General features: G+C 62.6%; 25 protein-coding genes. 22 read left to right on the forward strand and 3 right to left on the reverse strand.

All coding sequences use genetic code 11. The features are described from left to right. Window positions 1-113: 113 nt before the first annotated feature. Entirely contained in the window at window positions 114-530 is a 417-nt protein-coding gene (gene mscL / locus ACCC94_RS05340) for a large-conductance mechanosensitive channel protein MscL (RefSeq protein WP_413348352.1), read from the reverse strand. Between the two features lie 172 nt (window positions 531-702). Between mscL and ACCC94_RS05345 the strand changes: the two genes are divergently transcribed. From ACCC94_RS05345 to radA, 3 genes are all read left to right on the forward strand, one after another. Then, the gene (locus ACCC94_RS05345; protein ID WP_413348353.1) at window positions 703-945 is read left to right on the forward strand and encodes a YdcH family protein; all 243 of its coding nucleotides are present in this window, start codon (window positions 703-705) and stop codon (window positions 943-945) included. A 76-nt stretch (window positions 946-1,021) separates the two neighbouring features. Continuing rightward, window positions 1,022-1,264 (forward strand): hypothetical protein, encoded by a 243-nt coding sequence (locus tag ACCC94_RS05350; RefSeq protein WP_413348354.1) that lies wholly within the window; start codon window positions 1,022-1,024, stop codon window positions 1,262-1,264. Between the two features lie 55 nt (window positions 1,265-1,319). After that, window positions 1,320-2,699 (forward strand): DNA repair protein RadA, encoded by a 1,380-nt coding sequence (gene radA / locus ACCC94_RS05355; protein ID WP_413348355.1) that lies wholly within the window; start codon window positions 1,320-1,322, stop codon window positions 2,697-2,699. A 106-nt stretch (window positions 2,700-2,805) separates the two neighbouring features. Here radA and ACCC94_RS05360 read toward each other — a convergent pair whose 3' ends face one another. Beyond that, window positions 2,806-3,174, reverse strand: a complete 369-nt coding sequence (locus ACCC94_RS05360) for a PilZ domain-containing protein (protein WP_413348356.1) — start codon at window positions 3,172-3,174, stop codon at window positions 2,806-2,808. Between the two features lie 179 nt (window positions 3,175-3,353). Here ACCC94_RS05360 and ACCC94_RS05365 point away from each other — a divergent pair, with 179 nt between their 5' ends. From ACCC94_RS05365 to yjiA, 4 genes are all read left to right on the forward strand, one after another. Then, window positions 3,354-3,863, forward strand: a complete 510-nt coding sequence (locus tag ACCC94_RS05365; protein ID WP_017520676.1) for a DUF3015 domain-containing protein — start codon at window positions 3,354-3,356, stop codon at window positions 3,861-3,863. Window positions 3,864-4,049: 186 nt separating this feature from the next. Continuing rightward, the gene (locus tag ACCC94_RS05370) at window positions 4,050-6,116 is read left to right on the forward strand and encodes a carbon starvation CstA family protein (protein WP_413348357.1); all 2,067 of its coding nucleotides are present in this window, start codon (window positions 4,050-4,052) and stop codon (window positions 6,114-6,116) included. A gap of 12 nt (window positions 6,117-6,128) precedes the next feature. Beyond that, window positions 6,129-6,332, forward strand: a complete 204-nt coding sequence (locus tag ACCC94_RS05375) for a YbdD/YjiX family protein (protein ID WP_015478970.1) — start codon at window positions 6,129-6,131, stop codon at window positions 6,330-6,332. Between the two features lie 93 nt (window positions 6,333-6,425). Beyond that, window positions 6,426-7,424: a GTPase gene (gene yjiA, locus ACCC94_RS05380; protein ID WP_413348358.1), complete on the forward strand. Its 999-nt coding sequence runs from the start codon at window positions 6,426-6,428 to the stop codon at window positions 7,422-7,424. Window positions 7,425-7,728: 304 nt separating this feature from the next. On the opposite strand, the gene ACCC94_RS05385 is transcribed toward yjiA, so the two are convergent. Continuing rightward, a complete protein-coding gene (locus tag ACCC94_RS05385; RefSeq protein ID WP_017516842.1) occupies window positions 7,729-8,415 on the reverse strand; it encodes a GntR family transcriptional regulator in 687 nt (228 codons plus the stop codon). A 140-nt stretch (window positions 8,416-8,555) separates the two neighbouring features. Here ACCC94_RS05385 and ACCC94_RS05390 point away from each other — a divergent pair, with 140 nt between their 5' ends. The 15 genes from ACCC94_RS05390 (at window position 8,556) to ACCC94_RS05460 (ending at window position 23,674) form a co-directional block, all read left to right on the forward strand. Then, entirely contained in the window at window positions 8,556-9,626 is a 1,071-nt protein-coding gene (locus ACCC94_RS05390; protein WP_413348359.1) for an ABC transporter ATP-binding protein, read from the forward strand. Window position 9,627: 1 nt separating this feature from the next. Further along, window positions 9,628-10,539: an ABC transporter permease gene (locus ACCC94_RS05395; RefSeq protein WP_138214194.1), complete on the forward strand. Its 912-nt coding sequence runs from the start codon at window positions 9,628-9,630 to the stop codon at window positions 10,537-10,539. Then, a complete protein-coding gene (locus tag ACCC94_RS05400) occupies window positions 10,536-11,327 on the forward strand; it encodes an ABC transporter permease (protein WP_138214195.1) in 792 nt (263 codons plus the stop codon). The genes ACCC94_RS05395 and ACCC94_RS05400 overlap by 4 nt, the downstream gene beginning before the upstream one ends. A gap of 64 nt (window positions 11,328-11,391) precedes the next feature. Continuing rightward, entirely contained in the window at window positions 11,392-12,444 is a 1,053-nt protein-coding gene (locus ACCC94_RS05405; protein ID WP_413348360.1) for an extracellular solute-binding protein, read from the forward strand. 134 nt (window positions 12,445-12,578) lie between these two features. Beyond that, complete coding sequence (locus ACCC94_RS05410) at window positions 12,579-13,778, forward strand: amidohydrolase family protein (RefSeq protein WP_413348361.1); 1,200 nt, start codon at window positions 12,579-12,581, stop codon at window positions 13,776-13,778. After that, window positions 13,775-15,274: an amidohydrolase family protein gene (locus ACCC94_RS05415; RefSeq protein WP_413348362.1), complete on the forward strand. Its 1,500-nt coding sequence runs from the start codon at window positions 13,775-13,777 to the stop codon at window positions 15,272-15,274. The genes ACCC94_RS05410 and ACCC94_RS05415 overlap by 4 nt, the downstream gene beginning before the upstream one ends. An 11-nt stretch (window positions 15,275-15,285) precedes the next feature. Then, window positions 15,286-15,957, forward strand: a complete 672-nt coding sequence (locus ACCC94_RS05420; protein WP_413348363.1) for a flavin reductase family protein — start codon at window positions 15,286-15,288, stop codon at window positions 15,955-15,957. A gap of 774 nt (window positions 15,958-16,731) precedes the next feature. After that, complete coding sequence (locus ACCC94_RS05425) at window positions 16,732-17,622, forward strand: glycosyltransferase family 2 protein (protein ID WP_413348364.1); 891 nt, start codon at window positions 16,732-16,734, stop codon at window positions 17,620-17,622. 15 nt (window positions 17,623-17,637) lie between these two features. After that, window positions 17,638-18,708, forward strand: a complete 1,071-nt coding sequence (rfbB, locus tag ACCC94_RS05430; RefSeq protein ID WP_413348365.1) for a dTDP-glucose 4,6-dehydratase — start codon at window positions 17,638-17,640, stop codon at window positions 18,706-18,708. After that, entirely contained in the window at window positions 18,705-19,604 is a 900-nt protein-coding gene (rfbD, locus tag ACCC94_RS05435; protein ID WP_413348366.1) for a dTDP-4-dehydrorhamnose reductase, read from the forward strand. The genes rfbB and rfbD overlap by 4 nt, the downstream gene beginning before the upstream one ends. Further along, complete coding sequence (gene rfbA / locus ACCC94_RS05440) at window positions 19,604-20,491, forward strand: glucose-1-phosphate thymidylyltransferase RfbA (protein ID WP_413348367.1); 888 nt, start codon at window positions 19,604-19,606, stop codon at window positions 20,489-20,491. Before rfbD ends, rfbA begins: the two co-directional genes overlap by 1 nt. Further along, a complete protein-coding gene (gene rfbC / locus ACCC94_RS05445; RefSeq protein WP_413348368.1) occupies window positions 20,488-21,033 on the forward strand; it encodes a dTDP-4-dehydrorhamnose 3,5-epimerase in 546 nt (181 codons plus the stop codon). Before rfbA ends, rfbC begins: the two co-directional genes overlap by 4 nt. An 11-nt stretch (window positions 21,034-21,044) precedes the next feature. Further along, window positions 21,045-22,499, forward strand: coding sequence for an ABC transporter permease (locus ACCC94_RS05450; RefSeq protein WP_413348369.1), 1,455 nt, complete (start codon window positions 21,045-21,047; stop codon window positions 22,497-22,499). After that, the gene (locus tag ACCC94_RS05455; RefSeq protein WP_413348370.1) at window positions 22,499-23,197 is read left to right on the forward strand and encodes an ABC transporter ATP-binding protein; all 699 of its coding nucleotides are present in this window, start codon (window positions 22,499-22,501) and stop codon (window positions 23,195-23,197) included. The genes ACCC94_RS05450 and ACCC94_RS05455 overlap by 1 nt, the downstream gene beginning before the upstream one ends. A gap of 15 nt (window positions 23,198-23,212) precedes the next feature. Continuing rightward, the gene (locus tag ACCC94_RS05460; protein ID WP_413348371.1) at window positions 23,213-23,674 is read left to right on the forward strand and encodes a hypothetical protein; all 462 of its coding nucleotides are present in this window, start codon (window positions 23,213-23,215) and stop codon (window positions 23,672-23,674) included. Window positions 23,675-23,781: the final 107 nt, after the last annotated feature.

A 23,781-nucleotide genomic window follows, 5' to 3' on the forward strand; every position in this document is an offset into this window, starting at 1 on the left:
GGGGGGGCGGGGCGTCGTCTGCCCCCGGGCCGGGGCGGGGCGGGGGGGGGGGGGGGTCGGCGGGGCGGGGGGGGGGCCGCGCCGGGCGGCGCCCGGCCCGATCAGCGATCTGCTCAGGGAGCGCGGTTGTTCTGCTGCTTGAGCAGGTCGCGGATCTCGGTCAGCAGGGTTTCCTCGGGCGTAGGAACCGGCGGTGCGCTGGGCTCGGCCGCTTCCTCGCGCTTGAGGCGGTTGATCGCTTTCACGCCCATGAAGATGGCGAAGGCGACGATGATGAAATCCAGGCAGGTCTGAATGAACTTGCCGTAGGCCAGGACCACGGCTGGCACATCGCCTTCGGCGGCCTTGAGCGTGATGGCGAGGTCCGAAAAGTCCACGCCGCCGATCAGCAGGCCGATGGGCGGCATGATCACGTCGCCGACGAAGGACGAGACGATCTTGCCGAACGCGGCACCGATGATGATACCGACGGCCATGTCGACCACGTTGCCTTTGACGGCGAAGGCCTTGAATTCGCTAAGCAGACTCATGCACAGACTCCTTGTTACGCAATAGAGGGGGACAGGCGCAGTTTAGCGGTCAATAGAGCCGCGTTCATTCCGAAAATTCATACCGATGTTCTGTGTGACCGCCGGACTGGGAAGCTTCCGCGGCCTGGTCTAGGCTCAAGGGAATGTTCACCCGCAACCAAGGAGGCCCGCCATGCCGCTCGAGCATCATCCGCTATCCCGCGAATTCCCTGACCAGAAGGCCCTGATGACGCGTCTGCACGGCAAGGACACGACTTTCACCCGACTGGCCGCCAGCTACGAAGAGCTGGACAGGAAAATCTACGATATCGAGGACGGCCGCGAGGCGATGGACGACCTCGCTCTGAATTCCCTCAAGCTGCAACGCGTGACGCTGAAGGACGAGATCGCCGACCTGCTCAAGCGATCCGGCTGAGCTTGATCGGAGTCAAGGGTGCGTGTCGGAGCGAGGCGTAGGCTCCTGTCATCTCTTTCCAACCGGTGCCACCGCCATGCGTAAAGCCATTTCGTCCTCTGGCAATACCGTCACCAAGCTCCCCAAACGCAACGTCGAAGCCCTGCGCGCGCAGGAGCGGCTGGTTCGCCTGAAGCTGCAATACGAGCTGCTGGACCAGCGCATCGGTCGCGTGGAGGAGGGCATCGAACGCCCCGACTGCACCCTGGCCTCGTTGCTGATGCGCCGTGAAAGCCTCAAGCACGATATGGAGAGCCAGTACCGCCGCCTGGCGAGCTGAACCGCTCCACCCGATTGGCTTATGATGGGGACTTTGCATTCGACGGAAGTCCCCCATGGCCAAGGCCAAGCGCATGTACGGCTGCACCGAGTGCGGCGCCACCTACCCGAAATGGGCCGGCCAGTGTCCTGATTGCGGTGCCTGGAACACCCTGGTCGAGACCGTCGTCGATACCACGCCCACCGGCGGCTCGGGCGGCAGTGCTTCCGGCCGTGGCGGCTGGGCCGGCCAGCAGGCCAACATCAAGACCCTCGCCGAAGTCAGCGTCGAGGAAATGCCGCGCTTCTCCACCGCCTCGGCGGAGCTCGACCGCGCCCTGGGCGGCGGCCTGGTCGACGGCTCGGTGGTGCTGATCGGCGGCGACCCCGGTATCGGCAAGTCCACCATTCTCCTGCAGACCCTCTGCAACATCGCCACGCGCCTGCCGGCGCTCTACGTCACGGGCGAGGAATCCCAGCAGCAGGTCGCCATGCGCGCCCGCCGCCTGGGCCTGCCCGAAGACAAGCTCAAGGTCATGACCGAGACCTGCATCGAGACCATCATCGCCACGGCGCGCCAGGAAAAGCCCAAGGTAATGGTGATCGACTCGATCCAGACCATTTTCACCGAACAGCTGCAATCCGCGCCCGGCGGCGTCGCCCAGGTACGCGAGAGCGCGGCGTTGCTGGTGCGTTTCGCCAAGCAGAGCGGCACGGCGATCTTCCTGGTCGGTCACGTCACCAAGGAAGGCTCCCTGGCCGGCCCGCGCGTGCTGGAGCACATGGTCGACACGGTGCTGTATTTCGAGGGCGAATCCGACGGCCGCCTGCGCCTGCTGCGGGCGGTGAAGAACCGCTTCGGCGCGGTGAACGAGCTGGGCGTGTTCGCCATGACGGATCGCGGTCTGAAGGAAGTTTCCAACCCCTCGGCGATCTTCCTCACCCGCGCCCAGGAATCGGTGCCGGGCAGCGTAGTGATGGCCACGTGGGAAGGTTCGCGACCGATGCTGGTAGAGGTACAGGCGCTGGTGGACACCAGCCACCTGGCCAACCCGCGCCGGGTGACCCTGGGGCTGGACCAGAACCGCCTGGCCATGCTGCTGGCGGTCCTGCACCGCCACGGCGGCATCCCGACCTACGACCAGGACGTGTTCCTCAACGTGGTTGGCGGTGTGAAGGTTCTGGAAACGGCGTCGGACCTGGCACTGATGGCGGCGGTGATGTCCAGCCTGCGCAACCGCCCGCTGGACCACCAACTGCTGGTGTTCGGCGAGGTCGGCTTGTCCGGCGAGGTGCGTCCGGTACCCAGTGGCCAGGAGCGCCTGAAGGAAGCGGCCAAGCACGGTTTCAAGCGCGCCATCGTGCCCAAGGGCAATGCGCCGAAGGAGTCGCCGCCCGGTCTGCAGGTGATCGCCGTGACGCGCCTGGAGCAGGCGCTGGATGCGTTGTTCGAGTAGCTGCTTTTCGTAGGAGCGAGCTTGCTCGCGAACATTTTCCGGCTGCTCCAGCGTCAGGCGGTTCGCGAGCAATAACGATGACGTCCCCCGCTCCTACAGGAACAGCTCAGTGCTCGCTGAGCAGCGTCAGCTCCCGCTCCAGCAGGGATTCGTCGCCCAGGTTCAGCTCCACCAGGCGCCGCAGGTGGCTGATGGAGTCCAGGTCGATGTGCCGGCAGTTGAAGCCCAGCAGGCCTTCGCGCTCCCAGGCGAGGTCCGCCTCCATATAGACGTTGACGTCGAAGCCCAGGTAGATACGTACCTGCACCGGCTCCTGGGCAACGATGTTCCAGTGTTCCGGCCGCTGCACCAGCAGCCCCTGCAGGGACAGGTCGAGCAGCGTCACCTTCCAGCGCTGGTCGCCCTGGCTGATCTCCGTGCCGGCGTCGAAGGCGATGCGCCGGAAGCGCCGGCGCTCGTCGTGATCGTCAGTCATGTCGTGGCTCTCCGGCCGTTTCTGCTTCGCCTCACTATAGACGCAAGGCATTGCTGACGCGTCGTACACCGATTGCTGACGTTTCGTCCGACAGACGCAGCCCGCGCGGGTTTGACAGCTTGCGGACCCTCGCCAAAGCTCCATGTGCGTTTAACCACTACAACTGCGGAGTGCAGAGCATGGACAAGAAACTCATCAAGGGTCTGATTTTTGGGGTTATCAGCGTTGCCAGCCTGGCAGCGCACGCAGATGAAGCCGGCCAGAGCGGCAAGGGGTGCGGCTGGGGCAACATGGTCTTCGACGGTCAGCGCGGCCTGTTCCCGCACCTGCTGGCCACCACCACCAACGGCACCTCGGGCAACGCCACCTTCGGCCTGACCTCCGGTACCAACGGTTGCGACGCCAGCCAGCGCATTTCCTATGGCGGCCGTTCGATCTTCGCCATGAACGGCATGCTCGACAACATCGCCGAGAACATGGCCCAGGGTCATGGCGAGGCACTGGACGCCTATGCCGTCCTGCTCGGTATTCCGACCCAGGACCGCGCGCACTTCGCCCAGGTCACCCAGCAGCACTTCGGTGAGATCTTCACTTCGCAGAACGCCACCGGCGAGCAGGTGCTGAACAACACCCTGGCGGTGATGAGCCGCGACCAGGTGCTGGCGCAGTACGCCAAACAGCCGGCCTGATCGACTGCAACGCCGCAAAGGCCCGCCCCAGGCGGGCCTTTTCATTTTCTGACCCTGCGGTTTAGCGCCTTTGACCTCCGGCAATAAACGCGTAACCCCTCTAGACTAAGGTCGTATGAATGGGTCGCCGGAAAAGACTAGAATTTTTCTGCGAATTCTCGCCTTCAAACTGTCGGAAGCCTCGCTATGAACAATAACAACAGCCTGCTACGTCACCTCGCCTGGCTGGCAGTGGCGATAGTCGGTGCATTTGCCTTGGGAGTCGTGGCACTACGTCGCGGCGAAGCCATCAACGCACTGTGGATCGTCGTCGCGGCGGTAGCCATCTACCTGGTCGCCTACCGCTACTACAGCCTGTTCATCGCCACCAGGGTGATGCAACTGGACCCCAACCGAGCGACCCCCGCGGTCCTCAACAACGACGGCCTGGACTACGTCCCGACCAACAAGCACATCCTCTTCGGTCACCACTTCGCCGCCATCGCCGGCGCCGGCCCGCTGGTCGGCCCGGTACTGGCCGCGCAGATGGGCTACCTGCCCGGCACGCTCTGGCTGATCGCCGGTGTGGTGCTGGCCGGTGCCGTACAGGATTTCATGGTTCTGTTCATCTCCAGCCGCCGCAACGGGCGTTCCCTGGGTGAACTGGTGCGCGAGGAAATGGGGCAGGTGGCGGGGACCATCGCTCTGTTCGGCGCGTTCCTGATCATGATCATCATCCTCGCGGTTCTCGCGCTGATCGTGGTGAAGGCCCTGGCCGAAAGCCCGTGGGGCATGTTCACCGTGCTGGCGACCATCCCGATTGCGCTGTTCATGGGCGTGTACATGCGCTACATCCGCCCGGGCCGCATCGGCGAGATATCCGTGGTCGGCATCCTGCTGCTGCTGGGCTCCATCTGGCTCGGCGGGCAGATCGCCGCCAGTCCCGAATGGGCTCCGGTATTCACCTTCCACGGTGTGCAGATCGTCTGGATGCTGATCGGCTACGGCGCCGTCGCCTCGGTGCTGCCGGTGTGGCTGCTGCTGGCCCCGCGTGACTACCTGTCGACCTTCCTCAAGATCGGCACCATCATCGCCCTGGCCATCGGCATCGTGATCGTCTCGCCGGAGCTGAAGATGCCGGCCCTGACCCAGTTCACCGACGGCACCGGCCCGGTGTGGAAGGGCGGCCTGTTCCCGTTCCTGTTCATCACCATCGCCTGTGGCGCGGTGTCCGGCTTCCACGCGCTGATCTCCTCGGGCACCACGCCCAAGCTGCTCAACCGCGAGCCCGACGCCCGCTACATCGGCTACGGCGGCATGCTGATGGAGTCCTTCGTAGCCATCATGGCGATGGTCGCTGCCTCGGTCATCGAACCGGGCATCTACTTCGCCATGAACAGCCCGCCGGCCGTGGTCGGCGCCGACGTCAACGCGGTGGCCGCGACCGTCAGCAGCTGGGGCTTCGCCATCACTCCGGATGTGCTGACCCAGACTGCCAAGGACATCGGCGAGACCACCATCCTGGCCCGTGCCGGTGGTGCGCCGACCCTCGCGGTGGGCATCGCGCACATCCTCCACCAGGTGCTGCCGGGTGAGAACACCATGGCCTTCTGGTACCACTTCGCGATCCTCTTCGAGGCGCTGTTCATCCTCACCGCGGTGGACGCCGGCACCCGTGCCGGGCGCTTCATGCTGCAGGACCTGCTGGGTAACTTCGTCCCAGCGCTGAAGAAGACCGAATCCTGGACTGCCAACATCATCGGCACCGGCGGTTGCGTCGCGCTGTGGGGCTGGCTGCTGTACCAGGGCGTGGTCGACCCGCTGGGCGGCATCAACACGCTTTGGCCGCTGTTCGGCATCTCCAACCAGATGCTCGCCGGTATCGCGCTGATGCTCGCCACCGTCGTGCTGATCAAGATGAAGCGCCAGCAGTACGTCTGGGTGACCGCCCTGCCGGCCGCCTGGCTGCTGATCTGCACCACCACCGCCGGCCTGATCAAGCTGTTCGACAGCAACCCGGCCGTAGGCTTCATCGCCCTGGGCAAGAAGTACTCCGCAGGTCTCGACGCCGGGCAGATCATCGCCCCGGCCAAGGACATCGGGCAGATGCAGCACGTGATGATGAACGCCTACATCAACGCCGGCCTCACCGTGCTGTTCCTGCTGGTGGTGTTCAGCGTGCTGGTGTACGCGATCAGGGTCGGCGCCAGCGCCTGGACCAAGAAGGAGCGCACCGACAAGGAAGCTCCGTTCCAGCCGATCCCGGACGCCTGACGGAGGAGCATCATGTTCAACGACCTCAGCCGCATGGGTAAGTATCTCGGGCAGGCCGCACGCATGCTGGTCGGCATGCCCGATTACGACACCTACGTTCAGCACATGCAGAACAAGCACCCGGACAAGACTCCGATGACCTACGAGGAGTTCTTCCGCGAGCGCCAGGAGGCGCGCTACGGTGGCGGCAAGGGGAGGCCGATCCGCTGCTGTTGACCACGCGGATGGGTGTATAACGGACGGGCCGCGAGCGATCGCGGCCCGTTTTCCTTTCTGCCCGTTTCCTTTCTGATTTGCCTGGATGTTTCCATGACCGATTCCGCAAGCGCGCCGCAGATTCCGGTGACCGTCCTCACCGGCTTCCTCGGGGCCGGCAAGACCACCCTGCTCAAGCACATCCTCAAGGCCGAGCACGGCCTGAAGATCGCCGTGATCGAGAACGAATTCAGCGAGACGCCGATCGACGCTCAACTGCTCGGTGACGAAGCGGTTCAGGTGACGACGCTGTCCAACGGCTGCGTCTGCTGCACCATCAACAGCGACCTGGAGCGCGCGCTCTACGTCCTGCTGGAGCGCCGCGACAACGGCGAACTGGAGTTCGACCGCGTGGTGATCGAGTGCACCGGCCTGGCCGACCCGGCCCCGGTGGCGCAGACCTTCTTCGTCGACGAGACCCTGCGCGAGCGCTACCTGCTCGACGGCATCATCACCCTGGTGGACGCCGCCAACGCCGACCGCCATCTGCAGGAGGCGATCGCCCAGGCCCAGGTCGGCTTCGGCGACCGCATCCTGGTCAGCAAGGCCGACCTGGTTTCGCAGGAACAGTACGACGCACTGGTCGAGCGCTTGCAGCGCATCAACCGCCGCGCCGAGATCCACGCCGTGAAACACGGCGCCATCGAGCTGGAACGCCTGCTCGACGTGCGCGGTTTCAACCTCAACGCCGATGTCGGCCTGCGTCCGTTGCTGCGCCCGGTGCGACCGGCGGCGGACACCACGGACCGCATCACCACTCTGGTGCTGCGCAGCGACAACCCGCTGGATATCGAACGCCTCAGCGAATTCATGGACGACCTGCTGCAATGGCACGGCAACTCGCTGCTGCGCTACAAAGGCGTGCTGAACATCGCCGGCGAGGAGCGCCGGCTGGTGTTCCAGGGCGTGTTGCGGCTGTATGGCTTCGACTGGGACACGCCTTGGAAGGGCAACGAACAGCGCGAGAGCGTGATCGTCTTCATCGGTGACAACCTGCCCGAAGAAGAGATTCGCCGGGGTTTCGACCGCATCACTGGCGGCCCGACTGCCTGAATGAAAACGCCCGGCCTGTGCCGGGCGTTTTTCTCTGCCGCTCTTTGTAGGAGCGAGCTTGCTCGCGAACAGTTGCTCGCGGCTAACGCCATAGTGCAATCACGCACCGACCGGTCCCCTCTCCCTTCAGGGGGAGGGCTAGGGAGGGGGATACGCTGCCAAGGCGAACAGTGGCGTTCAGCCAAGCTCCTTACCCCTCTCCCCAACCCTCTTCCTGAAGGGAGAGGGGGCTGTCCGGCGTGGGAATGGAATTCGTATCAGTTGGCGCCTCGGTTCGCGAGCAAGCTCGCTCCTACAGTTGGATTCAGCCGCCGATCAGGTGCTTGAGCGGGTGGTAATCCGCCTTCAGGTTCCCGGCCGCCTTGATGATCGCCTGCTCGATCGCATTGAGGTGCATGCAGGTCAGCTCGATGGCCGCTGCCTGATTGCCCGACTCGATGTACTCGATCAGCCGCTGGTGCTCGTTGCCGCGACAGGTTTCGTGCTGGTCGTCGTCCAGGGTGGTGGCGTAGAGCGAGGCGCGCTCGATCAGCTTGCGGAAGAAATCCAGCAGCACCGGGTTGTTCAGCGCCGCCGCCAGCTTCAGATGAAACTCGCCCAGCAGGTGGACGAACCGCGCGTGATCCTGATCGTGGGTCGCCTCTTCCAGCGCCACGTGGTCGCGCAGGTCCTGGATGATCGCGCTGTCCGCGCGGCGGCACAGCTCGCTGACGATGCCGATTTCGATCAGCCGCCTGGTTTCGAACAGCGAGCGGATCTCCTCGTCGCTGGGTAACGACACCCATGCCCCCTTGTTGAGCGCGCTGGAGACCAGCCCGTCCGCTTCCAGATGTTTCAGCGCCGCGCGCACCGAAGTGCGGCTGACCTTGAACAATTCCGCCAATGCCGCCTCGCCCAGCTTCATGCCGGGGCGCAGGGTGCGCTTGCTGATTGCCTCGTAAACCCCTTGGTAGACGCGTTCCACCGTGGACTCGGGGTGTTTCTCCGTCATGACCGACTCCGCCTCTTGCTTGACCCTGGGAAGGATGCCGCAAAACCGTCCGTGCAAAAGCAGTTGCAGAAGAAAAATACATCAGCTATTTCTAGATTGCATTCAAATATTGCATACAAAAACAAGAGGAATGCACCAAAATGAATCACTCGTCGTCAGTCGAGGTGCGTCGGGTCAGCAAGCGCTACACCGATGATCCCAGCGTCGCTCCCGCCCTCAACGAGGTGTCGGTCGACATTGCCCACAATGAGTTCTTCACCTTGCTGGGGCCGTCCGGCTGCGGCAAGACCACGCTGCTGCGCAGCATCGCCGGCTTCGAGAACGTCACCTCCGGCGACATCCTCGTCGGCGGCGAGCGGGTCAACGACCTGCCTCCCTACCGCCGCCGCATCAACACCGTGTTCCAGAGCTATGCGCTGTTCCCGCACATGTCGGTGAGCGAGAACATCGCCTTCGGCCTGGAGATGCAGGGCCTGGCGCGCGGCGAAATTCCCGGGCGGGTGAAGGAAATGCTCGCGCTGGTGCAGATGGAACACCTGGCCCGGCGCAAGCCGGCCGAGCTGTCCGGCGGCCAGCAGCAACGCGTGGCCCTGGCCCGTGCGCTGGCGCCCAAGCCTTCGGTTCTGCTGCTCGACGAACCGCTGTCCGCGCTGGACCTGAAGCTGCGCAAGGAGATGCAGGTCGAGCTCAAGCGCGTGCAGGAAGAGGCGGGCATCACCTTCATCTTCGTCACCCACGACCAGGAAGAAGCACTGACCCTGTCCGACCGCATCGCCGTGATGTCCCACGGCAACATCATGCAGATCGGCACGCCCAACGAGATCTACGAACGCCCGACGCATCGCTTCGTCGCGCAGTTCATCGGCGACATCAACTTCCTCCCCGGGCAGATGCGCCAGGGCGGCTTCCACCCCAACGCCATGGCGGCGGAAATCCCCTGCGAACTGCCGGCGGGCCTGAGCAGCGCCAGCGTGCAACTGGCCTTCCGCCCGGAGCGCTCGAAGCTGGTCGACCCGTCGCAGCCGCACCACCTGCGCGCGGTGATCGAGACGGTGATGTACGTCGGCACCGCCACGTTGTACCGCTGCCGCCTGCCCGATGCCTCGCAGATCACATTGCGCGAGAGCAACGAGGGCGGCCGCGCCCGCGACGTCGGCGAGGCTGTGGCCGTGCACCTGCCGCCCCAGGCCTGCCTGCTGATGGAGGCCTGAGATGAACGAGTCGCCCACCACTCGCCGCCTGTTGCTGCTCAGCCCCGTGGCGCTGACGCTGCTCGGGCTGATCGCCATCCCGCTGGCGATCATGGGGTACATCAGCCTGCTGCCGCGCAACCTCTACGGCGGCGTCGACTGGCACGCCGACTGGCAGATCCAGAGCTACGTGCAGCTGTTCTTCCAGGAAGACTTCGACGGCAACCTGGAGCTCAACTGGGTCTACGCGCAGGCGCTGCTGCGCTCGCTGTTCCAGGCCGGCGGCACCACGCTGCTGTGCTTCCTGTTCGGCTTTCCGGTGGCGCTGTGGATGACCAGCCTCAGCGAGCGCTCGCGCAACCTGATGGTGCTGCTGATCACCATCCCGTTCTGGACCAATCTGCTGATCCGCAACTACGCCTGGCTGATCATCCTGCGCGAGCATGGCTGGATCGCCCAGTCGGTCAACGCGCTGTTCCCCCAGGCCGGCGGCATCACCCTGCTGTACAACGACTTCGCGGTCTGCGTTGGCCTGGTCTACAGCTTCCTGCCGTTCATGATCCTGCCGATCTACTCGACCCTGGAGAAGCTCGACTGGCGCCTGGTCGAGGCTGCCTACGACCTCGGTGCGAACCGCTGGAAGGCGTTGCAACGGGTGATCCTGCCGCTGTCCATGCCCGGCGTGATCGCAGGCTCCCTGCTGGTGTTCGTACCCAGCCTGGGCGCCTTCATCACCCCGGCGATCCTCGGTGGCGGCAAGACGCTGATGATCGGCAACCTGATCCAGCAGCAGTTCGGCACCGCCCGCAACTGGCCCCTGGGCGGTTCGCTGTCGTTCCTGCTGCTGGCGATCATGCTCCTCGCACTGATCGCGTTCGCCCTGTATAGCCGCCGCGCCGCCAAGGCCGTCCACCTGGGAGGAGCCAACGCATGATCGCCCAGCACCTGAAGAAACTCCCCGGCACCCGCGAAACCAGCCTGCTGGTCCTGGCCTACCTGTACCTGCCGATCCTCGTGCTGATCGGCTACAGCTTCAACGCCAACCGCTCGGCCACGGTGTGGACGGAATTCTCCTTCGCCTGGTACGGCAAGATAGTCGCCAACCCCTCTATCCAGGCAGCAGCGTTCAACTCGCTGGTGGTCGCCGGCTTCGCCACCGTGCTGTCCACGGCTATCGCGCTGGCGGCGGCACTCGCCACTTCGCGGCCGTTCTACGGTCGGCGGCTGGTGGAAGGCGGGATCAACCTGCCGCTGATCCTGCCGGAGATCGTCATCGCGGTGGCCACGCTGCTGCTGTTCATGTCCCTGGGCATCAAGCTGGGCCTGATGACGGTGATCGTCGCCCACGTCGGCTTCTGCATTCCCTTCGCCTACCTGCCGATCCGTGCGCGCCTGAATGACCTCGACAAGAGCCTGCTGGAAGCCGCCGGCGACCTGTACGCGAGTCCCTACCAAGTGTTCCGTCGGGTGACCCTGCCACTGCTGTGGCCGGCGGTGCTGTCCGGGGCGGTGCTGGCGTTCGTGGTCAGCCTGGACGACTTCATCATGACCTTCTTCGTCGCCGGCCCCGGCTCGACGACGCTGCCGGTCTACATCTTCTCGGCCATCAAGGCCGGGGTGACACCCGAGATCAATGCCATCTCGACCCTCATGCTGGTGATTTCCATCGTCCTCGTGGTGCTGTCGTACTGGCTCGGCCAGCGCGGCAAACCGGACGCCTGATCAAGGCTGCCGACCTTTCGTTTTCGGATCTTTCGTTTCGGGCTTTTCGTATATGGAGAACGTCATGAAGTTGAATGCCCTGCGTCACGGCCTTGCCGGTTTGTCCCTCACTCTGCTGGCCGCGGGCCTCGCCCAGGCCGAGGAGCCCAAGCAGCTGTTCTTCTACAACTGGACCGACTACTACCCGGTGGAGCTGCTGGCGAAGTTCGAGAAGGAGACCGGCATCAAGGTCACCATGGACGGCTACGACAGCAACGAAACCCTGCTGGCCAAGCTGCAGGCCGGCGGCGCTGCCTACGATGTGATCGTGCCGTCGCACTCGATCATGCAGACACTCATCAAGCAGGACCTGCTGCTGGAAATCGACACGCCCAGGCTGGCCAACTTCCAGTTCGTCAAACCGGCCTTCCGCGATCCGGGCTTCGACCCCGGCCGCAAGTACTCGGCGCCCTACCTGTGGGGCACCACCGGGTTCTCCTACGACAGCGCGCGGGTGCCGGGCGGCAAGCTGGATGACTCGTGGAAGGAGTTCTTCGAGCCGCGTCCGGAGCTGCAGGGCCAGGTCGCCGCGCTGGATACCCCGAGCAGCCTGATCAACGCCGCGGCGCATTACCTGAACGTCGACGAGTGCACCGAGAACCCGCAGGACGCGAAGAAGATCCTCGACCTGCTGCAGAAGCAGAAGCCCTTCCTGAAGATGTACAGCTCGGACAACACCGTGGACCGCATGGCCTCCGGCGAAGTGGTGCTGATGCAGAACTGGAACGGTTCCACCGCCCGCGCCACGTTGCAGAAAAACACCATCAAGTACGTCTATCCGAAAGAGGGCGTGGCCTCCTTCCAGGACAACTTCGCCGTGCCGAAAAGCGCGCCGCACCCGGAGAACGCCAAGGTCTTCATCAACTGGATGATGAAGCCGGAGAACGCTGCCGCGGTGACCAACGCCATCGCCTATTCCAACGGTATCCAGACCGACCACCTGCTGGACGCCAAGTGGAAGGTGATGGACGCCATCAACATGCCCGAGGAATACGCGCAGCGTTTGCGCCTGGAAAAGGAATGCAGCAACAAGTCCCGTGAGCTGCAGGACCGCATCTGGTCCAAGCTCAAGGGCTGAAAAACCGCTTCTGCTTTTCGTAGGAGCGAGCTTGCTCGCGAACCGCACAATGCCGGTGCCAATCCGGAAACTGTTCGCGAGCAAGCCCGCTCCTACAAGTCGTTACCGATTCAACTCTTTTGTTCGAGGTCCCCATGACCGACAGCTACTGGCTGCGCAACATCCGTCCGCTGGGCCATGCAGCGGAAGACTTCCTCATCCGTGACGGCCGCATCGCCGAGCGCCGGCTCGTGAGCCACACTGCGCCGCAGGCCGGCGATATCGACGGCGCCGGCCAGCTCCTGCTGCCGCCGCTGGTGGAAAGCCACTGCCACCTGGACAAGACCCTCTGGGGCCAGCCCTGGCGCCCCAACAGCGCCGGTCCCACGCTCAAGGACTACATCGCCAACGAGCGCCGCGTGCTGCGCGAGATCGAGGCGCCCATCGCCGCCCGCGCCGGCGCGTTGCTCGAGCAGTGCATCGCCCGTGGCTCGCTGACCTTCCGCTGCCACGTCGACATCGACCCCGAGCTGGGTCTGCGCCATGTGGTCGCCATGCAGGCGCTGCGCGAGCGATACGCCGACCTGATCGACATGGAGTTCGTGGTCTTCCCGCAGACCGGCCTGGTCAGCCGCCCCGGCACCGCCGAGCTGATGCGCGAGGCACTGGCACTGGGCGTGGAAAACGTCGGTGGCCTCGACCCCTGCGGCATCGACGACGACCCCATCGCCCAGCTCGATATCGTCTTCGGCCTGGCCGTGGAGTTCGGCCGTGGCGTGGATATCCACCTGCACGACAAGGGCGAACTGGGCTTCTGGCAGATCGCCCGCATCGCCGATTACACCGAACGCCACGGTTTGCAGGGCAAGGTGATGATCAGCCATGCCTACTGCCTGGGCATGGCGCCCTGGGAGCAGGTCGAGCCGCTGGCCGAGCGACTCTCCGAGCTGGGTATTTCCCTGATGAGCTCTGCGCCCGCCGATACACCGATGCCGCCGTTCCTCGCCCTGCGCGAAGCCGGCGTAAACCTGTGCCTGGGCAGCGACGGCATCCGCGATGCCTGGTCGCCCATGGGCAACGGCGACATGCTCGAGCGCGCCATGTTTCTCGCCTTCCGCTTCGACCTGTGCAAGGACGACGACCTCGCTGCTGCCTTCGCCGCCGCCACCGCCAACGGCGCCCGTGCGCTGGGTCGCGAGCCGGCGCGTATCGAAGTCGGCGCGCCGGCGGACTTCCTTCTGCTGCCGGCCGAGACCCTCGGTGAAGCCGTGGTTGCACGCCCGGCGCAGCGCCAGGTATTCAAGGCCGGCAAGCTGATCGCCGAGCACGGCCGCCTCGTCGAGTCGCGCCTGTGAGTGCGCTACGCATTGGCCTGAAAGCCAGCTTCGTGGTCGGCTTCGACGGCCAGCAGCATGTGTTGTGGCGCCACGGCGAGGTGGTGTTCGAGGACGGGAAAATCCTCTTCGTCGGCCGTGGCTTTCCTGGTGAAGTCAGCCAGTGGATCGACTACGGCCACGCGCTGATCGGCCCCGGCTTCATCGATCTGGATGCCCTTGGCGACCTTGACTCCACGGTGCTCACCCTGGACAACGGCGCCGAGTGGAACATGGGCCGCGTCTGGTCCGAGGACTACCTGCGTGCAGGGCCAACGGAGTGCTACAGCCCGGACGAGGAGCTGTTCAAGTACCGCTATGCCTTCACCCAACTGATCCGCAACGGCATCACCACTGCCATGCCGATCACTTCCATGTACTACCGGCGCTGGGCCGAGCATTACGACGAATTCGCCGGGGTCGCTGCGCTTTCCGGCGAGCTCGGACTGCGCACCTACCTCGGCCCCTGCTACATGAGCGGCATGACCTACGCTCGCGCCGATGGCACCCCCGCGCAACACTGGGACGAAGCCGCCGGCCTCGCCGGACTGAAGGAGGCTGAGCGATTCTTCCGCGACTTCGACGGCGCCCACGGTGGCTTGGTGCGCGGCGCGCTGCTGCCGGACCGCATCGAAACCTGCACCCCTGCGCTGCTGGAGCGCACCGCCGCCGTGCAGCGCGAACTGAACGCGCCGCTGCGCCTGCACTGCTGCCAGTCGCGCTACGAGGTGGAGCTGGTGCGCCGCCTGCGCGATACGTCCTCGCTGCAGTGGCTCGACCGCTACGGCCTGCTCAATCCGCGCAGCGTGCTACCCCACGGCATCCTGCACAGCGGGGAGCACGAGCTGCAGCGCCTCGCCGATACCGGCGCGAGCCTGGTGCACTGCCCGGTGGTGTTCGCCCGTGAAGGCGACGCGCTGGATTCGTTCGGCGCCTATCGCGCTCGCGGTATCAACCTCGCCATGGGCACCGACACCTTCCCCTCGGACATGCTCGACAACCTGCGCCAAGGACTGAACATCGCGCGGGTGAAGGAGGGCGATGCCGAACACACGCGCATGCTTGACCTGTACAACGCCGCCACCCTCGGCGGCGCCCGGGCGCTGGGCCGCGACGACCTGGGCCGCCTCGCCGTCGGCGCCCGCGCGGACATCACGGTGTTCCGCCTTGACGCCTTCCACCAGGGCCCGTTCTTCGACCCGTTGAAGAACCTGTTCACCGCCGGCCGCGGTGACGATTGCATCACCAGTTTCATCGACGGGCGCAGCGTGATGCAGGACGGCCAGGTGATCGGCGTCGATTACGCCGACCTGCAACGCCGCGCCGACGCGCTGTTCCAGAAGCAGATGCAGCACCACGCTGACCGCGCCTTCGGCAACCCGCCATGGCGCACGCTGTTCCGCTCCGCGATTCCCTTTGCCGACTCATACAGCGCCGCCGCACCGCTGCTCGACGCGCACGCAGCAACTGCCTTGTGAAGGATCACGCCATGCTCAGCTTCGACTTCCAGCAGCTCTCCGCCCGCGAGAAATACAAGATCCTCATCGGCAGCGTGGTGCCGCGGCCCATCGCCCTGGTCACCACCATCGACGCCGAGGGACACGCCAACGCTGCGCCCTTCAGTTTCTTCAACGCTCTTTCGGCCGACCCGCCGATCCTCGCCCTGGGGGTGGAGAACTACAGCGACCTGAGCCCCAAGGACACCACGCTGAATATCCGGCACAACCAGGAGTTCACTGTGAACATCGTCTCCGACGCGCTGGTGGAGGCCATGAACGTCTGCGCCGTGCCCTTCGAACCGGGCTTCGACGAACTGGTCGCCGCCGGCCTCACCGCCATCCCCGGCACCCGCGTAGGCTGCCCACGCATCGGGGAGGCGCCGGTGGCTCTGGAGTGCCGACGGATGATGGCGCTGTCCATCGGCCAGTCGCGGGAGATCATCCTCGGCGAAGTGCTGATGGCCCACGTGCGCGACGACCTGATCGACCCGGCCACGCTTTACATCGATCAGCTTGGCCTTGACGCCATCGGCCGCATGGGCGGGCATGGCTACTCACGCACGCGGGAGTATTTCGACCTGCCGACGCGTTCGTTGAAGCAGTGGTTGGAAACGCCCGGTGCGGGAGAGCGACTTTGGCCCATCGCCGAGGATATCGCCTGAGTCTGCAGGGAACGGTCGCGTCCATCGGGTAGTTGCCGCTGCGCGGGCTTTTTACGCGTTTGCCGACAGGGGCTCTACCTTGACGGTTGTGTGTCCCTGCGCATGCTCATTTTCCGAGCCAGGAATGTTCGGTGACCAGTGGAGGTCCCTTCGAAGTGCCTCGATATCGGATGGCAGAAACCGACGGGAGGAATGTATCCGTCGCACCGGTGAGGTGGCGAATACCATTTCCGTTTCCAGGGCCTTCCCTTGGAAGCGTCATCGGAGGCGCTGAGCGCGGTGCCTGGTAATGGCCAATGGGCATGTCGATGCCTCCGTTGGCGCAGTTTAGAGCGGCCGCTCCTCGATAAAGATGTCACAAGATATGACCGTTTTGCGTCGTTTTGCAAAATCCTGACGAGAGGCTCTCGAAAGGCAAACCTCTGAATTATTCGAAATTTTCGACGTTTTTTCTGTAATTTTTGACATCTTCGAGACTTTTCGAGACGGATCTTCTGGATTGTTTACGCAGTAAATGTCAGTGGATAGACCTTCGGCTTTCACGATTTCTTAACGAATCCTTAAGAAATCTCTGAAGGCGTGATAACCTTCCCGCGTTTTTTGTAATGGCTTTTTGATGGTACTTTCTTAGGGGACGCCTCGCCTCGGCGAGCATCATTCAGGGACGAAGATTCAGTGGCGGTGCTTTTCCAGCCTCCTGGCGTCGACATACCGTGTAATCAGGCGTTTTCCCGAGAGCTCAGCCTCCCGGGCACCCCCGTTGTCGCCATCCTCATGTGCACCTACAACGGCGAACAGTTCCTCGCCCAGCAACTCGATTCATTCGAACGGCAGGTTTATCGCAACTGGTCGCTACATGTCTCCGACGATGGTTCGGAAGATGGCACGCGCGCAGTGCTGCAGGCTTACTCTAAACAGTGGGGTGAGCGCAGGTTGAGGGTGGTTGACGGGCCGCAGGCGGGCTTTGCCCGTAACTTCCTGTCGTTGACGTGCCGAGCCGATATCGAGGCTGATTACTTCGCCTGGTCCGATCAGGACGATATCTGGAGTGCCGAAAAGCTGCGGGTTGCCATCGACTGGCTCCGCAGCATTCCTTCCGAAGTCCCGGCTGTTTACTGCGGTCGCACCCTGATCATTGGCGAAACGGGGCCCCCCCTGGGGCTGTCACCGCATTTTTCGCTGCCGCCACGTTTCAAGAATGCCTTGGTGCAGAGCATCGGGGGCGGCAACACCATGGTGTTCAACCAAGCCGCGCGGGTGTTGATCACCGAAGCCGGTGCCGAGCTGAAGGTGCCTTCCCATGATTGGTGGTGCTACCAACTGATCACCGGGGCGGGAGGGATCGTTCATTACGATCCGCAGCCGCACGTGTTCTACCGCCAGCACGGCGGGAACGTGATAGGCAGCAACTCCGACTGGCGCGCTCGTTTCCGGCGCCTGGCCATGGTCTTCCAGGGACGCTTCTGCGAGTGGCGTGCCCAGAACATTCACGCCCTTGAATCGATCAGTCATCGCCCGGGCGCTGACCATTACAAGACTCTCAAGCTGTTCAAGGCTGCATGCAAGCGACGCCTGCCCGGCAGGGTTGCCTGGATCCTCAGGGCTGGACTGCACCGGCAGACGCTCCTGGGGAATCTTGGACTGGTTCTCGCGCGACACTACTGAAAAAGATCTGATCACATGACAATTCTGGTAACTGGGGGCGCAGGTTTCATCGGCGCCAACTTCGTGCTCGACTGGGTTGCCCAGTCGGATGAAACCGTCATCAATCTGGACAAGCTGACCTACGCCGGCAACCTGGAAAACCTTGCCAGCCTGGATGGTGATGAACGGCACGTCTTCGTGCGCGGCGACATTGCCGACGGCGAGCTGCTGCAGGCATTGCTGGACAAGTATCGTCCGCGGGCGGTCGTCAATTTCGCGGCTGAGTCGCATGTCGATCGTTCCATCCACGGCCCGGAAGATTTCATCCAGACCAATATTGTCGGGACGTTCCGCCTGCTCGAGGCGGTGCGTGCCTATTGGAACGGTTTGGAAGGCGGTGAAAAGGAAAAGTTCCGTTTCCTGCATGTTTCGACCGATGAAGTGTACGGATCGTTGTCCAGCGAAGCCCCGGCCTTCACTGAAGAACACCAGTACGAACCGAACAGCCCGTACTCGGCCAGCAAGGCCGCGAGCGACCATCTGGTCCGCGCCTACCATCACACTTATGGCCTGCCGGTACTCACCACCAATTGCTCGAACAACTACGGCCCCTATCATTTTCCGGAAAAGCTCATTCCGCTGATGATCGTCAATGCCCTGGCGGGCAAGGCGCTGCCGGTATACGGCGATGGCCAGCAGATTCGCGACTGGCTGTACGTGAAAGACCATTGCAGTGCCATTCGCCGAGTGCTTGAGGCAGGCAGGCTGGGTGAGGTTTACAACGTAGGCGGGTGGAATGAGAAGCCCAACCTGGAAATCGTCAATCGCGTCTGCGCTCTGCTCGATGAGCTGCGTCCGCGAGCCAGCGGCAAGCGTTATGGCGAGCAGATTACCTATGTCACCGATCGTCCCGGCCATGACCGTCGTTATGCGATCGACGCCCGCAAGCTTGAGCGTGAGCTGGGCTGGAAACCGGCCGAAACCTTCGAGACCGGCATCCGCAAGACTGTCGAGTGGTATCTGGCGAATCAGGGCTGGGTCGAAAGCGTACAGTCCGGCAACTACCGCGAATGGGTGGAGAAGAACTACGCCGGACGCAGCGCGTGAAGATTCTCCTGCTGGGTAAGAATGGCCAGGTGGGCTGGGAGCTGCAGCGCAGCCTGGCTCCCCTGGGTGAGCTGTTGGCGCTGGACTCGCGCAGCACCAGCTATTGTGGCGATCTGTCGAACCTCGATGGGCTGGCCGCGACGCTGGAGCGCTTTGCGCCGGATGTAATAGTCAATGCTGCCGCCTACACCGCGGTCGACAAGGCTGAGTCCGAGCCTGAGCAAGCCCGACGGGTCAACGCCGAAGCGCTGAGCGTAATGGCCGGGGCTGCCGCGCGCAGTGGTGCGCTGCTGGTGCACTACTCGACCGACTATGTGTTCCCCGGCCACAGCCAGACGCCCTGGCGCGAAGTCGACGATGTCGGTCCGCTGAACGTCTATGGCCAGAGCAAGCAGGTGGGCGAGCAGGCGATCCAGGCCTCCGCCTGCCGGCACCTAATCTTCCGCACCAGTTGGGTCTATGCCGCGCGTGGCAACAATTTCGTCAAGACCATGCTCCGCCTGGCGCGAGAGCGCGACACCCTCGGCGTAGTCGATGACCAGTTCGGCGCGCCCACCGGTGCCGAGCTAATTGCCGATGTCACCGCGCACGCTATCACCGCGGCTTTGCGTGCCCCCGATCTGTGTGAGCTCTACCACCTGGCCGCTGGCGGTGAAACCAGCTGGTGCGGGTACGCCCGCTTCGTCCTCGAGGAGGCCGCAGCGGCAGGTGTCGAGTTGAAAGTGACAGGCCGGACCATCGACGCGCTGACCACGGATGCCTATCCGTTGCCAGCTAGGCGTCCTGCGAACTCCCGCCTGAATACCGAAAAACTGCAAAAAGCCTTCTTGCTGAATATCCCCCATTGGCAACACGGGGTAGCACGGATGCTGACGGAAATTATCGAGAAGCAATGATGAGCAAACGTAAAGGAATCATCCTCGCCGGCGGGTCAGGCACCCGACTGCACCCGGCGACCCTGTCGATCTCCAAGCAGTTGCTGCCGGTGTACGACAAGCCAATGATCTACTACCCGCTGACCACCCTCATGCTGGCTGGTATCCGCGACATCCTGATCATTTCGACGCCGCAGGACACGCCGCGCTTCGAGCAGCTGCTGGGCGACGGCCACCGCTGGGGTGTGAACATCTCCTATGCCGTACAGGCCTCGCCGGACGGGTTGGCCCAGGCGTTCCTGATCGGCGAGCAGTTCATCGGTAACGATCTCTCGGCGCTGGTGCTGGGCGACAACATTTTCTATGGCCACCAGTTCAGCGAGCTGCTCGACAGCGCATCTGCGCGTGCGCAGGGTGCCTCGGTGTTCGCCTACCACGTGAACGATCCCGAGCGCTACGGCGTGGTCGAGTTCGATGGCCAAGGCAAGGCCGTCAGCCTGGAAGAAAAGCCGCTGCGGCCCAAGTCCAACTACGCCGTTACCGGCTTGTACTTCTACGATCAGCAGGTCGTGGACATCGCCAAGAGCATCAAGCCCTCCGCGCGCGGTGAGCTGGAAATCACCGACGTCAACCGGATCTACCTGGAGCAGGAAGACCTGTCGGTGGAGATCATGGGCCGCGGTTACGCCTGGCTGGATACCGGTACCCATGACTCGCTGCTGGAAGCGAGCCATTTCATTGCGACTATCGAACACCGCCAGGGCCTGAAGGTCGCCTGCCCTGAGGAAGTGGCCTTCCGGCAGCAGTGGATCACGCCCGAGCAACTGGAAGAGCTCGCCGCTGCGATGCTGAAGAACGGCTATGGCCAGTACCTCAAGCGCTTGCTCCAGGAGACGATCTACGGATGAAGGCAATCCCGATGGCCATCCCGGATGTGGTGTTGTTCGAACCCCGAGTGTTTGGCGACCAGCGCGGCTTTTTCTACGAGAGCTTCAACCAGAAGGTCTTCGACGAGGTGGTCGGACGCCCCGTGACTTTCGTCCAGGACAATCAATCGCGTTCCGTCAAGGGAGTGTTGCGCGGCCTGCATTATCAGGTGCAGCAACCCCAGGGGAAGCTGGTACGGGTGGTGCAGGGCGAAGTGTTCGATGTGGCCGTGGATATTCGCCGCGGCTCGCCGACCTTCGGCCAATGGGTCGGTGCGCACCTGTCTGCCGAGAACAAGCATCAGCTATGGGTGCCGGAAGGCTTTGCTCATGGGTTCGTGGTGCTCTCCGAGACCGTCGAGTTCCTTTACAAGACCACCGATTACTACGCCCCGGCATATGAGCGCTGTATTGCCTGGAATGACCCAAAGATCGGTATCGAGTGGCCGTTCGACGGCCAACCACAGTTGTCGGCAAAGGACCACGCCGGCAGCAGTCTGACCGATGCCGACGTGTACGAATGACAGCCAAAACAATGTCCAGAATCGAGCCTCTTGCTGCCGCGGAGGCCTTTGAGCTCGCGCTCAAGCCCATGCGAGAGAAGCGCTGGGCCGACGCTTCTGCTCTCTGGAAAGTCTTTCGCGAACAGTACCGGGGCCACCCAGCGCCCTGGATACAGGGGGCCATCAGTTTGATGCGTCAAGGCGATTTGGGCGCCGCTGGAGAGTTGCTGGCATTTGCGCGAGAACATTTTTCCAAGCACTCCAGCACCTGGCTGAGTAGTGCGGAATGGGCGCGTCTGCAGAAGAACCCGACTCTGGAGCGAGAGTTGTTGGCGGAGGGTTGCGGGCAATGTCCTGATCACTGGGAACTGCTCAGTAAGTCTGCTGACCTTGAGCTGAGAACCGGCAACACCCGAGAGGCCGAGGGTTTCAACAATCTGGCTCGAGAGCATGCCAAAGGGCGTATCGAGCCCTTGTTGCAGCATGCGGAAATTGCCGAGTTGTGTGAGGACTGGGAGCAGGCCGAGTCTCGCTGGCGTCAGGTCATAGAGGCCAAGCCTGAGTATTCGCGGGGCTATACGCAGCTTTCGCATGCCTGTAAGCAGCAGGGGAAGCTGGCGGAGGCGAAGAAGTACCGCCTGGCTGCACTGTACGGTGTCGATTCCGTGTCCGCTCCCGCGGCAGTGCAGGGGATGGAACGCAAGAGTCAGGCATCACAGGGTGGAGAGCACTTCATTCAGCTTGTCCTGATCAAGGCGTTGCTCAATCTTAAGTCCGAGTCATCACGAAATCACCTGAACTATGCATGGGTGGTCATCGAGCCGCTGTTGCACCTGGTTATCTATTACCTACTGTTCTCCCAAGTGCTCAACAGCGGCGGTGAGAACTACGGGTTGTTTCTATTGTGTGGCCTGGTGCCTTGGATGTGGTTCTCCAAGGCCATTTCCATGAGTGCGAACAGCATCATCGCCGGCCAGGGCCTGATGTTGAATACCGGAATCTTGCCGTCTTTCTTTCCGTTGGTCGCGATAGTTCAAGCGACAATGAAGCAATTGCCGGCGCTGCTTTTCCTGCTGGCGCTTGGGCTTGCGGTTGATGAGAAGAGCTTGAGCCTGAATATTCTGTGGTTGCCTGGAATACTACTGGTTCAGTTTCTTTTTACCCTCGCGTTGGGATTGTTATTGGCTGCGATTATTCCGTTTTTGCGGGACTTGGCCAATTTGGTCGCAACAGGTCTGACGCTGCTGATGTTCTTGTCCGGGGTTATTTACGACTACCGTCATATACCCGGAGGGGGTGCCCATATACTTGAATACAACCCCATGGCCGTTCTGATCGCCTGCTATCGCGAAGTCGTGCTGGATGGTCGGCATCCGGAATGGACGAATTTGATTTATGTGGGGTTTGTAGCATTGATCGTGATTGTTTTTGATTATGTGTTGTATCGCCATCATCGGCGAACGTTCGTACGCCGGTGCATGCGCTGATGGCTAACAGATTTCTATCGTTACGTAATGTAGGCGTGCGTTTTGCGCTCAGTGGAAAAAGTAATCGCAATGGCTTCGTCGAGCCATTGAAAGACATCACCCTCGATGTTTATCGCGGGGAGACACTGGGCATATTGGGAGGTAACGGAGTTGGCAAGTCGACGTTGCTCAAGGTGATGTCCGGAGCGCTTCGTCCTGATCGTGGAGAAGTGATTAACCATGGCGCCACGGTTTCGTTGCTCGCCTTACAGGCTGGTTTTGACCTGAACCTGAGTGGGCGGGACAACGCGCTGTTCGGCGGCATGTTGCTAGGTTACAAGCGGCGGGAAGTGCTAGCCCGTCTGGAAGAGGTCAAGGCCTATTCGGAATTGGGCAATTTTTTCGACGAGCCATTGCGGACGTATTCCAGCGGTATGGCCTCAAGGCTGGGCTTTGCGATCAGCACCATCATAAGTCCTGAAGTCCTGCTGGTAGATGAGGTCCTGAGTGTTGGTGACGCACATTTCAAGAAGAAGGCCGAGCGAACCATGATGCAGAAGATCGCGGCTGGCCAGACGGTAGTTCTGGTCTCGCACTCCAGAACGCAGGTAGCCAACCTCTGTGACCGTTGTGTGATCTTGCATCAGGGGACGCTGATTGAATATGCCTCGGTGGACGAAACATTGAAGCACTACGACCAGATGATGCAAGTGCAATAGTCAAGGAGCAGTTGGATGTTCGGCAATAGGGTGGATTTTCTGATTTCTGCGATTGTTCTGATGATCCTCGCGGGTTGCGGTCAGGAAATTGAGCGCAAGGCCGCGGTGCTGAATAGCAATAAGTGCGCGGTGGATGTTATCGCGGGGGAAAGACGAGATGTCGTCTGGATGAGGCCGGGGATTATCAGCTTCAGCGGGTGGGCGGCGGACAGTAACAGCAGTACTGTCCCTGCGGCGCTGAATATTGTGATCACTGATTTGAACAGCAACGTCGCCACCGCCTATAAGGTATCCGGCCGGTTGGATCGCCCGGATGTCGTCAAGTACTTCAATCAACCAACGCTGCTCAAGTCCGGCTTCAAGGCCAACATAGACCTGAGTGGATTGGCAAAAGGTACATACGGAGTGGCGCTGCAGATGCCTGTGAAACACGGGGCGGTCATGTGCTCTACCAAGAAGGCAGTGCGCATCATTTAAGGGGTTTCGTTTTTGGACGGAGTGTGTTTCTGCCAGTTTTTGGTGGAAGCGGAGAGGACACTTCGTTCAAGTTAAAGCCATTCGATACACGCAGGGCGTGCGGGGCT

The sequence above is a fragment of the Pseudomonas sp. Pseusp97 genome (genome assembly GCF_047304025.1).
Classification (GTDB): domain Bacteria; phylum Pseudomonadota; class Gammaproteobacteria; order Pseudomonadales; family Pseudomonadaceae; genus Pseudomonas.